The organism is Nodosilinea sp. LEGE 07298 (assembly GCF_015207265.1).
GTDB lineage: Bacteria > Cyanobacteriota > Cyanobacteriia > Phormidesmidales > Phormidesmidaceae > Nodosilinea.
Window position 1 is genome coordinate 1 of the sequence record NZ_JADEXE010000185.1, and the last position, 13,666, is coordinate 13,666.

At 56.8% G+C, this 13,666-nt stretch carries 12 protein-coding genes and 2 pseudogenes; 1 reads left to right on the top strand and 13 read right to left on the bottom strand.

What is annotated here, in order from left to right; translation table 11 throughout:
* From IQ273_RS21675 to IQ273_RS21740, 13 genes and pseudogenes are all read right to left on the bottom strand, one after another.
* Positions 1 to 624 (bottom strand): aminotransferase class I/II-fold pyridoxal phosphate-dependent enzyme (locus IQ273_RS21675; RefSeq protein WP_194025256.1); only part of this gene is annotated, 624 nt, incomplete at its 3' end.
* Positions 625 to 641: 17 nt separating this feature from the next.
* On the bottom strand, positions 642 to 1,727 hold the full coding sequence (locus tag IQ273_RS21680; protein WP_194025244.1) for a GNAT family N-acetyltransferase: 1,086 nt from the start codon (positions 1,725 to 1,727) through the stop codon (positions 642 to 644).
* A 111-nt stretch (positions 1,728 to 1,838) separates the two neighbouring features.
* The gene (locus tag IQ273_RS21685) at positions 1,839 to 3,203 is read right to left on the bottom strand and encodes a cytochrome P450 (protein ID WP_194025245.1); all 1,365 of its coding nucleotides are present in this window, start codon (positions 3,201 to 3,203) and stop codon (positions 1,839 to 1,841) included.
* Between the two features lie 77 nt (positions 3,204 to 3,280).
* On the bottom strand, positions 3,281 to 3,949 hold the full coding sequence (locus tag IQ273_RS21690; RefSeq protein ID WP_194025246.1) for a PIG-L deacetylase family protein: 669 nt from the start codon (positions 3,947 to 3,949) through the stop codon (positions 3,281 to 3,283).
* Between the two features lie 10 nt (positions 3,950 to 3,959).
* On the bottom strand, positions 3,960 to 4,679 hold the full coding sequence (locus IQ273_RS21695; RefSeq protein ID WP_194025247.1) for a WbqC family protein: 720 nt from the start codon (positions 4,677 to 4,679) through the stop codon (positions 3,960 to 3,962).
* Positions 4,680 to 4,928: 249 nt separating this feature from the next.
* Entirely contained in the window at positions 4,929 to 5,606 is a 678-nt protein-coding gene (locus IQ273_RS21700) for a sugar transferase (protein ID WP_194025248.1), read from the bottom strand.
* Between the two features lie 81 nt (positions 5,607 to 5,687).
* Entirely contained in the window at positions 5,688 to 6,908 is a 1,221-nt protein-coding gene (locus IQ273_RS21705) for a glycosyltransferase family 4 protein (RefSeq protein WP_194025249.1), read from the bottom strand.
* A gap of 350 nt (positions 6,909 to 7,258) precedes the next feature.
* Entirely contained in the window at positions 7,259 to 8,515 is a 1,257-nt protein-coding gene (locus IQ273_RS21710) for a glycosyltransferase family 4 protein (RefSeq protein ID WP_194025250.1), read from the bottom strand.
* Between the two features lie 39 nt (positions 8,516 to 8,554).
* The gene (locus IQ273_RS21715; protein ID WP_194025251.1) at positions 8,555 to 9,646 is read right to left on the bottom strand and encodes a glycosyltransferase; all 1,092 of its coding nucleotides are present in this window, start codon (positions 9,644 to 9,646) and stop codon (positions 8,555 to 8,557) included.
* A 963-nt stretch (positions 9,647 to 10,609) separates the two neighbouring features.
* Positions 10,610 to 11,326 (bottom strand): annotated as a pseudogene (locus IQ273_RS33890) (ISL3 family transposase).
* Between the two features lie 34 nt (positions 11,327 to 11,360).
* Positions 11,361 to 11,801, bottom strand: coding sequence for a transposase family protein (locus IQ273_RS21730; protein WP_194025253.1), 441 nt, complete (start codon positions 11,799 to 11,801; stop codon positions 11,361 to 11,363).
* A gap of 140 nt (positions 11,802 to 11,941) precedes the next feature.
* On the bottom strand, positions 11,942 to 12,340 hold the full coding sequence (locus tag IQ273_RS21735; protein WP_194025254.1) for a gamma-glutamylcyclotransferase: 399 nt from the start codon (positions 12,338 to 12,340) through the stop codon (positions 11,942 to 11,944).
* A 110-nt stretch (positions 12,341 to 12,450) separates the two neighbouring features.
* Entirely contained in the window at positions 12,451 to 13,059 is a 609-nt protein-coding gene (locus tag IQ273_RS21740; RefSeq protein ID WP_194025255.1) for a hypothetical protein, read from the bottom strand.
* Positions 13,060 to 13,391: 332 nt separating this feature from the next.
* On the opposite strand from IQ273_RS21740, the pseudogene IQ273_RS21745 reads away from it, so the two are divergent.
* A pseudogene (locus IQ273_RS21745) lies at positions 13,392 to 13,666 on the top strand (magnesium chelatase ATPase subunit D); the annotation flags it as partial.

The window sequence follows — 13,666 nt, forward strand, 5'->3', positions numbered from 1 at the left end:
GGCCAGGGCCGGGCTGTCGGTGACCAGCATGCCGCCGCCGGAGGTGGTGATAATTTTGTTGCCGTTAAAGGAAAAAATGCCCATCTGGCCCAGGGTGCCGGTGGCCCGGCCCCGGTAGGTGGCCCCCAGCGACTCGGCAGCGTCTTCAACCAGGGGCACCCCGTAGCGATCGCAGAGTTGCACAATGGGTTCGAGGTCGGCGCTCTGGCCGTAGAGGTGTACCAGCACCACGGCCTTGGGCAGCCTGCCGCGCCGCGATCGCTGCTCTAGGGCAGCTTCGAGCAGGTTGGGGTCCATATTCCAGGAGGTGCGATCGCTGTCGATAAATACGGGCGTCGCCCCCTGGTAGAGAATGGGGTTGGCGGTGGCCACAAAGGTCAGCGTTGAGCACAGTACCTCGTCGCCCGGCCCCACCCCCAGCAAATCCAGAGCCAGGTGCAGTGCCGCCGTGCCCGAGCTCACCGCCACGGCGTAGGGCGATTCCACGGCCTCGCAAAATTCGGCTTCAAAGGCATCGACGTGGGGGCCAACGGGGGCGATCCAGTTGGTGGTAAAAGCCTCTTTGACATACTCGAGCTCGGTTTCTCCTAGGTGGGGGGGCGACAGTAGAATCGGCTGGTTCAGGGGCTGGCTCAACATGGTCACTCCTCTACAGTGGCTCGATAGGCAGGAAAATAGGTGCTCTGGCTCAGCCGCTCTAGCTGCACCCCCAGCGCCTTGGCCCGCCGGTTGACCAGGGCCTGGTACTGGGCTGGGTCGGGCACCAGCCGCAGGCTTTGAAACCGCCACCGCCCCGGCGAAAACCCGGCCTTAAACTCAAATAGCGGGTCTTTGGCCGCACCCACGCCGCCGCCTAGGTGCAGCACCCGATACTGACGCTCTTTCGCCCACTGGCGCATAAAGTCGGTTTCGAGCGTGGTGGGCGACTGCTTTAGAAAAGCGGTGCGGGTGCCGCCAAACAGGGCCTGCACCAGGCCGTTCGAGGCGCTGTAAAGCCCCGCCGAGATAGTTTCGCCCTCGGCTTCGACTACGCATAGATGCAGGCGATCGCCCAGAGCCTGGTGCAGCCCCTCAAAGTAGCCCTGGTCAAACTCAAAATATTGGCCCGTGGCCCCTACCCGCGCCATGGTTTCGGTGTAAATATCGACGAAGACCGGCAGGTGAGTCTGGCAGGGCACCCGCTTGGCCACCCACCCCTGGCGGCGGCAGCGGTTAATTTTGTTGCGGTGGCCCGACTTGGTCTGGTTCCATAGCTGCTCCTCGGGCAGGGTGAGGTCGATCGCGACGGTTTCGCCGTGGTCCACCACGGTGCAGCCCGACACTTCCAGCTGAAAGTTTGCGTTGAGCCAGGGGTGCAGCCGAAAGAAGGCGGAGCAGACCCCCTTTTCTCGTAGACCCTGGCCGAGCATAGCGATCGCCCGATTGATAAACTCCCCATCTTGCTGTGCCAGCGGATTGAGCAGCAGCCCCGGATACCCGTAGGGCGACACCGCATCGAGCTGATCGGCACTCTCCCAGCCGTCGAGGCCAAGGTCGCTGCAACTGCGCAGTAGGTAGGGGGCCAGCAGCATGCGACCCCGATCGTCAACCACCATGGCCTCGGGTAGGGTATGGGTGCGGGCAGCTTCTAGCATCAGATACCCCGGCAGCTGATAGATATCGTGGGGGGTCTGCTCTAGCAGCGATCGCCAGCGATCGCTATCGGGGGTCAAAATGTCGAGCTGCATAGGCACGTCCTTACACTAAATTCTCTTTAGGTAAACAGCCCTGAATTAGGGCTGGTGGGCAGTGCCCACCCTTACGGTAGATCAAGGCTTTCACGAGATTAAGCCAGCCGCCTACCGAGCCAAAATCTGCACCTGTAGGCCGTGCTGGGGCCGCAGCGAAAACGACGGCCCTGGGTAGGGCACCAGGTTTTGGCCGGGCAGTGGCCGCAGCTGAAACCGCTGACCAATGGTGGCCAGTAGCAGCACCGCCTCTAGCATGGTTAGCCCCTGGCCAATACAGGCGCGGGGGCCGCCACCAAACGGGTAGTAGGCGTGGCTGGGGATGCGCTTGGCGGCATCAGATGCCCAGCGCTCGGGGTAAAAGCGGTTGGGATGATCAAAAAAGCGGCTGTCGCGGTGGGTTACCCACTGGCACATCACCACGTTTTCGCCGGTATAAATGGGTTGCCCGGCAATCTCGCAGTCTTGGGTCGTCACCCGGCCCGTAACCCAGGCCAGGGGATACAGTCGCAGCACCTCTTTCACCGTCCATTCGGTGCAGGGCAGGTGGGGAATGTCGGCCATATTAGGCGATCGCCCCCCCAGCACCGTCTGCCACTCTTCTACCAGGCGTGCCTCCCAATCGGGGTAGTGGGCGATTTGCCACCAGGCCCAGCAAAACACGTCGGCGATCGTGTCGTGGCCCACGACAACGTTGACCAACTCGTCGCGCAGCTCGCGATCGCTCATGCCCTGGCCGGTCTCATCCTGCACCTTGAGCAGCTGGCAGAGCATATCGCCCGTATCGGGGTTGTGGTGGCGGCCCGCCGCGATCGCAGCGTAAATCCAGCGGTCCATCGCCTCGGCGGCGGCGTGGTAGCGGCGGTTGGCCGGGGTTGGAAAATGCTCGGGCATCAGGTACAGCAGCCAGTTGCGATCGCGGTTGTTGTACTCCTGCAAAGCGGCGTTTAAAACCGTCTCCAGGCTGTCTAGGTGGGCCAACCCTACGTCGCCAAAGGCAATTTTGCCAACGATCTGGCGGCTAACTTGGGTCATTTTGGGACGAATGTCGGCCACGTCCCCGGTTCGCCAGGTGTCGAGCTGAGCCTGCATCTGGGCCACCGCCGTATCGCCATAGTCGGCCAGGTGCGATCGCTGAAAGATCGGCTGCATCAGCCGCCGCTGCCGCCGCCAAAACGCCCCCTCGCTAACGGCCAGTCCGTGACCAAACAGCGGGTCAAAAAAGCGCGACTCGCGCCCCTCAGCTCTGGCCATAAAACTCGACCCCTGGGTTACAAACACCGCTTTAATCAAGTCGGGGTGGTTGAGAAAGTACACCGGGTGGGGGCCAAACTGTAGCCGCACAAAGTCACCGTACTGGGCACATTGGCGATAAAAACTAAGCGGATTCAAGCGGTAGTCGAGGGCGTGGCCAATCATCGGGTAGCCCTTGGGCTGGGCTACTTGAGGGGGCGAAGGCTGAAAAGTCGTCGTCATAACCGGCAAGATCCTTAGGTGGTAGGTAGAAAGAGGCGGTAAAACAAGTCAGCGCTCAGCACCGGCCAATAATGTGATCAAACAATCTGGCGCACCAGGGCAAAGGCCTCGGCGGCAGTGACGCCCACCGTCGCCCCCCGCAGCTGAGCCAAGGCCTCCAGGGCGGGCAGCGATCGCGGGTGCGGAAAGGTTTTCACCTCGTCTCGGTAGCAGGCCATCGCTTTGAGCTTGGCCCCTAGGTAGGCGCTAATATCGGCGAACACCGTAGGCCGAAAGACCTGGTCGCCCTCGGGCGAGGCCCACTCGGTTTCAGAGAGGGTTTCGTAGCACAGCACCTGCCGCACCGGGCAGTGGTTAATCGGTCGAGCCGCCACCAGCCCCGCCAGGTACACCCGCTGGTGGTCAGCGTGGAGGTCGCCCCGGTGCGGCAGGTAGAGAATGGTGGGCTGCACCTGCGCGATCGCCCCGCCAATGGCCTGAGCCAGCTGGTACCCCGGTAGACTGTCGAGCCGAGGGGCCGGAAAATCGAGATGGGTGGTGCTAGCTACCCCCAGGGCGCGGTGGGCGGCGCGAATGTCCTGACCTAGGAGGGCCGGGTCGTCGTCAGGGTACAGGTCGGGGTCGCCCTTGGTCATAATCAGCACGTGCACCTCGTCGCCAGCGTCGGCGTGGCGGGCCATCGTGCCCCCACAGCCCAGCACTTCGTCATCGGGGTGAGGGGCTACGACTAAAACAGACTGACTCATCGGTTTATTCCTAATGGGCTACGGCTACGGGGCGCGATCGCATCGCTGGGGCCGCTAAAAACTGCCGGGTATCGGGGCCGCAGCAAAACAGCACATCCAAAATCGATAAATTGGCGATAAAGCCCGCCTCAGGAAAAAGCTGAGGGTATCGCGGCGGCGCAAACTCCTGCCAAAGCACCTCAATACTAGCCGCCTCGAACAGGGCTAAATCCATGTAGTCGCGGCCCCCTGGCCCAGAGAGATAGGTATCGGCCCCCGCCGCTTGGCAAGCCGATATCAGCCGCTCGCTTTTGTGGCCCTGGGTTGGCAACTCAGAGAGCCGCATAATCGGAGTGCGAATCTCCAGCTGTTTCATCACCCACTTAATCAGCGCCATATTCAAGGCGCAGAGATTGTGCCAGTCTTGCTGCAGCAGATATTGCAGATCAGTGGCATAGCGATCGAAGTAGGGCGCTGGCGAATAGTTGGTGATCAGGGTGCCCCAGTGCTTGCGGTTCCAGGCGGTATCGGGGTTTATTTTGACGTTAATAATGCGCTGATGTTGCTGGTGCAAAACCGGCACCGTCAGCCACTGATCGCCCTGGCTGGTTTTAACTTTGTTACGGTGTTGCAGGCCCCGTCGCAAAAACTCAACATCATCCATCGCAATAAATAAATCGGCCTGGGCCAGCTTATGAAAAAACCCGAGATAGGGCAGGTACTGAGGCTGATGAATGGCGGCAATGGTCATGGTATGCGAGGTATGAAACAACTAAACCAAGCTGATAAACTAAACCTGTGAACTATTGGTTAGATAGTCGTAAAGAGCAACGATGAAATTATCTTTTGGCGTATGCTGCGGCGAAGCTTAGCGCACCGTAGAGTTTAGGCTTGGGACATTCCGCTGAGCGATGGAGTGTTCTGCAATTGGCTGGAATTTTGGTGGGCAGTGCCCACCCTACATTTTGTGGTGCGGATACTTTTTTAAATTGAAATATACTTAGGACAGTTCAACGTCCTGGGGTTCATAGAGGCCTTCTTTGCGCAAGACCACAGGAATAGTGAGCAGCAAAATCCACAGATCGAGCCCCAGTGACCATTCTTTGACGTACCAAATATCCAGGTCGAGGCGATCTTCGAGAGTATTATCTAAGCCACCCTTAACGGCCTCCCAGGCGGTCATGCCGGGCGGCATAAGCAATCGCTGTTTCTGTCGGGGGGTGTAGGTTTCGAGTGCCGACATTAGCAGCGGGCGCGGGCCTACTAGGCTCATCTCGCCGCGTAAAACATTAAACAGCTGGGGCAATTCATCTAAATGATAATCCCGCAAAACTTTGCCCACTGCGGTAATGCGAGGATCGCCCTCAAAGGTGTTAATACCAGCACCCAGGTGGATGGCCCCATCGACCATGGTGCGAAATTTATAGATATAAAAGGGCTGGCCAAACTGACCCATACGCTCTTGAACAAAGAGTACTGGCCCTGGTGAGCTAAGCCGTACGGCGACGGCGATCGCCATTAAAAGCGGGGCAATTATGATTATCCCTACCGCCGCCAGTACCACATCTATTAGCCGCTTCAGCGCTAGCTGAAGCCCGAGGCCTGGGCGCTGGCGACGGTGAACCCGCTCGATCATTTTCCACTGAGCAAGAGAATATTTTTCAACATCAGACGGCATGGGCAACACCTCTGGTATATAGGTCTGTGTAGATTCAATTGGGCACGGTAAACTAGCGCGGAGCTAGGCTTAAAAAGCGGGTTAAGTGGCCCGAACTGTTGTCGATAGCACCCCGCTTGAGGCCACAAAATCGGGTTTTGGGACGGTTATGTTTAAACCCAATTCTTGATACCAGGCGGCCAGGCGCTCAAACACATAGCGCTCGTCGTAGAGATCTTCTACCCGCTGGCGACTGGCCTCGCCCCACCGCTGCCGCAGTGCCCCATTTTCCAGCAGTTGCCCCAGAGCCTCAGCCAGGGCGTCGCTATTTTGGGGGGGCACAATTAGCCCGGTTTGGTGGGGAATAACCGCCTCGCGGCAGCCGCGAATATCGGTCGTGACAATGGGCAGCCCCATGGCCATGGCTTCGAGAATGGAGCGGGGCAAACCCTCGCCAAAGTAGGTCGGTAAACAAAACACATCTAGCAGCCCCAGCAGCTCGGGGGTATCGTCGCGAAAGCCGGTAAAGGTGATGTGTTTTTGCAGATTTAGCCGCTGCACCTGAGCCAGCAGTTCGGCTTGAAACGGCTCTGGATCGGTGCTGAGTTCGCTGCCAATAATGATCAGGTGCAAATTGGCAAACCGGGGCAGCAGCTGGGCGATCGCATCGACTAAATAAGCAAATCCCTTTTGCCGCGTCAGCCGACCAATGGTGCCCACAATCAACGTATCAGGGGGAATGCCTAAGCTGGCCCGCAGGTTGGTTTGAGCGCTTGAGCTGAGCCGCTGCCGAGAAAATTTTTGGCTATCGACTCCATTGTTGAGATGGCGAACCTGATCGGCAGGGCAGAGATTTTTTTGCTGAGCGGTAATCAGGTCTTCGTAACTTTGAGTTAGGATCAGATCGGTAAACTGAGCACAAAATTTTTCAATCCCGAAATAAATAGAATACTGCTGGGGCGACAGCAAATCGTGAAAGGGAAAGCCGTGGGCGGTGTAAACAATCCGCTCAACGCCAGCTATCTTAGCGGCTATGCGGCCCAAAACGGCGGCAATGGGCGTATGCACATGTACCAGATCGTACTGCTGCTGTCGCATCATATGCACTAGCTGAATTAAGCTTTTCAAGTTTTTGATCGGCGAAATTTCGCGATCGATCTGTACCGGACGCACGACGTAGCCTAGGTGGCTAAAGGTATCCGCATCAGCATCGGGAGAGCAGGCTATTTCGACCTCAAGACCGCAGTTCAAGAGATAGTCGATCTGAGGGCGCAGCAGCTTTAGGGTGGTTGCTCCCACTGCACAAATATGTAAAATTTTCATGGTTAAAAAGAGTAGTTTGCAAGGCCATATAGCCTTGATTAGTGTTACTGAGAATTCTTTTGAAGCTGCCTAAACAGGTTTTTGACTGAGTTGTTGATGGGTCAAATTCTTTGATCAATGTAGATAATTCTAGAGAATAAGGTGTGCCATTTTGCCAACCCCAATTTTTTGCCTAAGCGCGATCGCCCCCCGATCGCAATTTATATAAAATTCAATGTCAAGACTCTCGATGGCAAATGGTGTTTGTTTAATTGGGTTGAGCAAACACCATAGAACGTGGTGTTTACCTGTGTTTAAGACTGGTTTAATTAGACGCGATCGCCCCAGTTCTGGGCTTCTCGATGCTGCGATCAACGCAGGTCGTCGTACAAGTCGACCATGGCGGTAACATGGGCCTCGGTGGAAAAGTCGCGTCGGACCCGATCGCGCCCGGCCTGACCCAGTCGCGATCGCAGCTCACCGTCTTGCAGCAATGTCTCCAGAGCGTCGGCCAGGGCCAGGGGGTCGCCAGGAGTTACCACCAGGCCATTGCTGCCGTGTTCGATTTGTTCGCGTACGCCAGCGATGTCGGTGCCGACGATGGGTAAACCAAAGGCCATCGCCTCTAAATGGGTGGTGGGAAAGCCTTCATTGCCGCCGACCTCGACGATGCGATCGCCGTAGTCGAGCCGTTCGCGGCTCACCGATGGCAGCACCTCAATGTCGGCTACCTGGTAAAAGCCAAAGGGGTTTGACTGCCACCCGGTAAAGGTCACATTGTGAAGGTTTAGATCGCGCTGCCGCTGCATAAGCCAGTCGGCGTGGTATTGGTACTCGGCTTCCAGGTCACCAATGCAGAGCACCACCAGTCGATCGACCCAGCCCCGCCGGTTGAGTTCGGCCACCGCATCGAGCAGGTGGTGATGTCCTTTAAACGGCACGACCGACGCAAAGCAGCCCACAATCAGCTTGCCCTCGGCCTTGAGCGCCTTGAGCCAGCGGCTGGGGCGATCGGGGGCCAGGTTAGGGCGCACGCTGTTGTAAATGGTGGTAGCCTTAGCCCGGCCTGCCGGAGTCAGGTCGGTTTGAATGGCGTCGCAGACGGTGACAATGCGGCTTGATACCCACTCAAAATAGGTGTGAGACATGCCCGAGAAGGGCAGCTGGCCGTGCATGTGGCCCACCACCGGGCAGCCCCTCAGCCGCGCCGCTGCGCCAATCATCAGTGTGCCGCGACCGCCATCAACATGCACCAGGTCGGGCTGCCAATCTTGCATCAGCGCCAGGCATTGAAAGGTATAGGGCAGCAGTTCTGTTAGGGCCACTTGGGTACGCTTCCAAGCTGACCAGTGCAGCATTGCTTTGCCAAACTGGTTGAGCTGTTCGCCGGGTGGCAGCACTTCGACCTCAACGCCCGCCTGGCGATAGGCCTCGGCGGCCCGTCCTTCACCGGCCAGCACGACCAGGGGGGTAACGGTATCGGGCAGGTGGGTAATCAGCTCAAACAGCACCCGGTTGGCTCCGGCCATACGCTGGTAGTAGGCAATGTAGTAAAGCACCCGCAGGGGCAGCACTACAGGCTGCGGCACGCAGCTAGGGGCCAGCGGCATAGACTTTAAAGATTGCATAGCGATACTTGCGTAGGGTAAGGAGGGTAGATCAGGAGGTCAGATCAAGGGTTGCAGCACGTGGTGAAAGTATTCGGCGTACTGGCGGGCGATCGCCTCGGCGCGAAACTGCTGCGATCGCGCCCGGCCCTGCTCAACCAGTCGAGCCCTCATCGCTGGCTCGTCGAGCACCTGCAAAAGGCCCACCGCCAGGGCCGCTGCATCGCGAGGGGGAACCAGCACGCCCGCCTGACCGCCTGCTAAAATTTCCGCTGGCCCGTGGGGGCAGTCGGTAGACACCACCGGCACGCCGCAGGCCAGCGCCTCCGCCACCACGTTGCCAAAACCTTCGTACACCGACGACAGCACAAACACATCCGCCGCCGCCATGATCTGGTAGGGGTTGGCCCGAAAGCCCAGCAGCCGCACCGCGCCATCGAGGCCCAGCCGCCGAATCTGCCGCTCTAGCTGCGGACGCAGCGGCCCCTCGCCCACAATCCACAGGTGGGCGGGTGTGGTCTGGCGCACCCGAGCCAGGGCTTCTAGCAGATAGGTAAACCCCTTTTGCTCGCACAGCCGCCCGCAGGCCGCAATCAGCGGGCGCGGCAGGGGCAAATCCTCTGGGGCCAAGGGGGCCAATGCCCCAGCCGTGACCCGGTCATCGACCCCGGCATTATGGATGACCTGTACCGGCGGCTGGGGTGGCTGCATCAGCGCCTCAAACTCTGCCGCTACTCCCGCCGAGAGGGCAATTAACCCATCGGCCTCCGAGAGCTGACGGGCCAGCAGCGCCAGCATGGTGCGATCGAGCGGGTGCCAGGAGCGATGGTACTGACCTAGCGGCGAATTTTGGGCGCAGACCAGCAGCTTAGGGCGCTGGGGCAGCCCCCTGCAGGCCCATATGGCCGCCAGGTTGGCATGGTCGAGGGCGGCGCAAACCACATCGGGCTGCTGAACCTGAATCAAGCGCCGCAGGGGGGCTACGGCCCGCACCATCCGCAGAGTGCTAGAGGAAATGTCGGGTGGGTTTAAGCCAAACACCGGCACATCTTTAGCCAGGGCCGACTCATAGCTGCCGCCTAGCTGAGCCAGGGCTACCAAGGGCCGAAACTGGCGGCGATCGAGGGCATTGATAAGCCGTAAAAGATGCATTTCTGCCCCTCCATTCCCCAGAGAAGCGGTAAAAAACAAAAGCTTTAATTGGTCAGTTTGATGTTCTTTTAGTTGGGCATAGCTAATGGCAGATTTAGTTGTTTTTGTGTAGGTTTTTGACGGCGAGCTATCAATACTATTCATGCCGAAATGGATAAAATGAGTAGCTAAATTGTTGCTCAAGTCTTTTCTTAGAGAATGCCACTTTGCCGATCCAGGCTATTGGATCTATCTCTAAACTTAAAGTTGTAAATTTGTTAAAAATTAGATAATGATCTGGCAAATGAACTTTTCTCGATGCTGGGTCGACCCCCATTGGCTTCACCGCAATAGCTACTTTCGCATGGGCAACGATTGGGTTAAGACGGCCTTAGAAAACGGTTGGCAACTTATGCGTTGGGTCCAATTTACCCGCGATCCTGAACCTGCCATAGCATATCGAAAACAGCGTGGCCAGTGCATCTATCGAATCAAGTTCAAAATAGACACGCACTGCTATAGCGAGTTTCACTCAGGCGAAGTACACCGCGATGATTTCCCCTGCCCCTTTAGTAATGGGAGTACAGAGTGAAATTTAGACAGCTAAGGTCTAGGGAGATTTACAACTCAGCCGTTGTATACCTTACTTAATCGAGAACTGCCATGTAGCAATCTGAATTGATTCATGTAGGTAAGACGGGTATCTTTCCCTTGCAGGCGGTACGCCTGCCCTGGAGTTTTGTACGACTTATGCTATTCATCACATTTACGGTAGCAAGGGCGATCGCAAAAGAAATGCCACTTCGCCTAGATGATGTAGGTTGTCGTCTATCGATAATTTACCAGGTTCGCTAAATAGTCAACAGGGCTGAATAGAGCGCTTCATAGGCACTGGATTACTAAAGTAGGACGCTTTCTAAAAGGCCTGCGAGACAGGGGATGAAGGCAACGAAAAACTAAGGATCTTTGGCTCTACCGAGTTGATTACGCAGCCGCAGTAGGAGAATGCCAGCTAATGAGGCAGCGTAATTTGAACCGCTCGAAATTTCTGAACCCGTAGCCAGAGCGTTTGATAAGCTTTAAGCGGTTGTTGATGCCCTCCACGACACCACTGGTCGTTCTGGGCTCAAAATACTGCAGAATCTCACCAAACCAGCGTCTTACCGTGGCCACTGAGTTTGGGTAAAGGGGCTGCGCCGTGGCCATCCAGTCCAGCAAGTCGACCAGGGCTTGAGTGCCTGTTTTTGCGTCAAACATCCCTCGGAAGGTTTCCTTAGACTAGTGCATAAGAGCCAATTTGGGGGCAATGGCCTTCACTTCAGCGAGCTTCTCAATTTGAGTGTCCGTCAGGTTCTCTTCCGGTTTCAGTAAGGCATACTTGCTGTTTTTGAGCACCTCCTTGACGACCTCGGCAGAGACGCCTGCCGGGAGGTTATCCGGCTTTCGCCGAAAGGCATTGCGCGTCTGGTTGAGTTCGTCATTGACCAACTTCATGACATGAAAGCAGTCTGCCACAACCTCGGCTTGGGGCATTAATTGCCGAACTACCCCCCGGTAATTGCCCGATAAATCGATGCTGACTTCCTCAATGTTCGATAACACCTCAGCACCCCAATCGAGGAGCACGGCCTTGATATCACAATGCGTCCGAGACGGAGCCATCCCAATCAGAATATGGGTGTCGAGGTCACTCAAGACCACTACAAAGTCTTTGTGCCCTTTGCGCAGAGCGATTTCATCGATGCCCAGACGGCGGAGTCCCGTTACCTCGATGCAACTTTTTTGCGCTCACATACTCCACCATCGACCAGACAATATCCTCACTTAATCCCTGTTGGCGAGCCACATTGACGGTATCACTGTGAATCACCTGCCGCACCACCGACTCGGCATAACGGTCGCTATAGCTGCGTCGTGCCCCCATGAAATCGAAGTCCTCGCTGAAGGGTTTGCCGCATACCGCACACTTAAACTGGCGACGATTGACGCACAGCCACGTCTGGCGATAGTGACTGATGGGCAAGTGCCGTACCAGATGCCAGTGGTTCTGATGCAGGTGGCGATTGACAGTGCCGCAACGAGGACAGCAGGCTGACTCGGTATGGGTTTCAACATCAAGAATCAGCCCGGCTTCAAGGACGCTATAGGATTCAACATCAATTCCCGGCAAACCCAATAATTCGCTCAGCAGAGGCACCATAACGACTTGGTATAGTAGCCAGCATACTGAATCCTGTAGAGCCGAAAAATCTCTGATTGAGCATTGGAGAAACACATTTAATCAGCTGCACGAATTAAGTACTGGGGCTCAGCCACCTACATTGAGGCTGATTTATAAGCGGCCCAACCGCCATGGTCTGAAATATCCGGCCAGCCGTGCTCATCAATGAGTGCTTTGGGGTAGAGAAATGCGATCGCAGTTTCCCCATCTGCCAGCTTTATCTCATGGGGATACATGTGCGGCGGCTCATTGTCTTTCAGGTAAGCGTACTGCTCTGCCGTCATCACATACAGCTCTCCCGGAATCGCAATCCCCTCGGCCTCAACCTCATAAATGCCTGGGTGCCAGCCATCCTTCACCGCGTGCAAACGGTAGATAGGAGCCGTTTCTGTCGCCCCTACAAACTCGGCATCCTGCAAATTTTGGTTATCGGGCTGGCCGCGCAGGGCCGAACCACAAATAAAGACCGTGATATTTCCGGTAGAGTCAGTCATGGCAAGCGTTCCAGTACCAGGGATAGCGCAAACGGGTTTCCAATTTACAACCTTAGAGGATCACGCTGCCCCCGGCACACTTTTTTGTATACAGTCTTCCGACACCGCGCTTAGACTAGACGACCATTGGGTTCTAGCAGTGCCAGAGTCAACCTAGACGGCTCGATCACCAGCAGCGTTTCATCGCCCCGACGAGCCAGTTTAGCGGCAATATCCAGCACCTTGGCGGCATCGGTATCTTGCTTAAAAAAGCTGTAGTAGCGGTTGTTGTGGGTCAGCGCCATCAAGGGCTTGGTGACGTCAGGTACCTGCAGGCGACAGGTTTGGTAGGCGCTTTCATCGGCCACCATTAAACAGGCCTGAGGTCCAAACACTGGTCGAATACCATAGCCTGGTTGACGGGCTGGTGGCGCATAACGAGCTCCGGGTTCGTGGCCCCACACCACGTAGCCTCGACGAGTCAGCGTAATGGCTGCCGTGTCGTCACGCTTAGCTAAGCGCATCGTCACATCGATCGCCTTGCGGGCCTCTGGCACAGTTTTGAGAAAGCTGTAGAACTGGTTGTCGACGTAAATGGCCGACAGCCGATGGTCGGCATCGGGCACTCGAATGTGGCAAGGCGCATACAGATCGCGGTCAAACAGTAGCTTGCAGGCCATAGCCGAGGTTGGCACAGTGGCCAAAGACGCCAGGGAATCGAGACGAGGGGGGACGCTCATAAGGCAGGAGAAATCGCGGTAGGTGGGGCCATTACCGGGGGAACAGTCCCGGCAACAGTAGGTTTACTCAATCATGGGGGATAGTCAGTGATTTCCCAATGTTGAAATAACGGAGGTTTTGCTGACCTAATCAAAGTTTCGACTGAGGAAAATACGGATGCTGAGCACCGTTTGCAACATATTGCAACATAGTACCGCGCTACGAGGAGCAGTATGTCTCCTTCAGGGCTAATTAATTCAGACTGGCCAAGTCAAGCTAGGGGTAGGGTTTGGCAATCCCTGATAAGGTAAAAGACAGAACCATTGCCCATTTTAGGTATGTTGCCTACGCCATGATGGCTACAGTAGATTCCCCAATTCCGGTTGTATTTCCCCTAGCGGCGGTGGTCGAACAGGGGGCGATTAAGATGGCCCTGCTGCTGGCCGCGGTAGACCCCAGCCTGGGCGGGGTAGTCATCGCTGGGCGACGCGGCACGGCTAAGTCAGTCATGGCCCGAGCGCTGCACCAGCTCCTGCCCCCCATTGAGGTGGTTGAGGGGTCCTGCTGCAACGCCAACCCCACTGCCCCCCAGCTGTGGGATGACCAAACCCGCGATCGCTTTGGCCC

What these genes read in the sequence shown, in the direction of transcription:
- IQ273_RS21680 (WP_194025244.1), bottom strand. Translation starts at nt 1,727, where the DNA reads ATGCAGCTCGACATTTTGACCCCCGATAGCGATCGCTGGCGATCGCTG.
- IQ273_RS21685 (WP_194025245.1), bottom strand. Translation starts at nt 3,203, where the DNA reads ATGACGACGACTTTTCAGCCTTCGCCCCCTCAAGTAGCCCAGCCCAAG.
- IQ273_RS21690 (WP_194025246.1), bottom strand. Translation starts at nt 3,949, where the DNA reads ATGAGTCAGTCTGTTTTAGTCGTAGCCCCTCACCCCGATGACGAAGTG.
- IQ273_RS21695 (WP_194025247.1), bottom strand. Translation starts at nt 4,679, where the DNA reads ATGACCATTGCCGCCATTCATCAGCCTCAGTACCTGCCCTATCTCGGG.
- IQ273_RS21700 (WP_194025248.1), bottom strand. Translation starts at nt 5,606, where the DNA reads ATGCCGTCTGATGTTGAAAAATATTCTCTTGCTCAGTGGAAAATGATC.
- IQ273_RS21705 (WP_194025249.1), bottom strand. Translation starts at nt 6,908, where the DNA reads ATGAAAATTTTACATATTTGTGCAGTGGGAGCAACCACCCTAAAGCTG.
- IQ273_RS21710 (WP_194025250.1), bottom strand. Translation starts at nt 8,515, where the DNA reads ATGCAATCTTTAAAGTCTATGCCGCTGGCCCCTAGCTGCGTGCCGCAG.
- IQ273_RS21715 (WP_194025251.1), bottom strand. Translation starts at nt 9,646, where the DNA reads ATGCATCTTTTACGGCTTATCAATGCCCTCGATCGCCGCCAGTTTCGG.
- IQ273_RS21735 (WP_194025254.1), bottom strand. Translation starts at nt 12,340, where the DNA reads ATGACTGACTCTACCGGAAATATCACGGTCTTTATTTGTGGTTCGGCC.
- IQ273_RS21740 (WP_194025255.1), bottom strand. Translation starts at nt 13,059, where the DNA reads ATGAGCGTCCCCCCTCGTCTCGATTCCCTGGCGTCTTTGGCCACTGTG.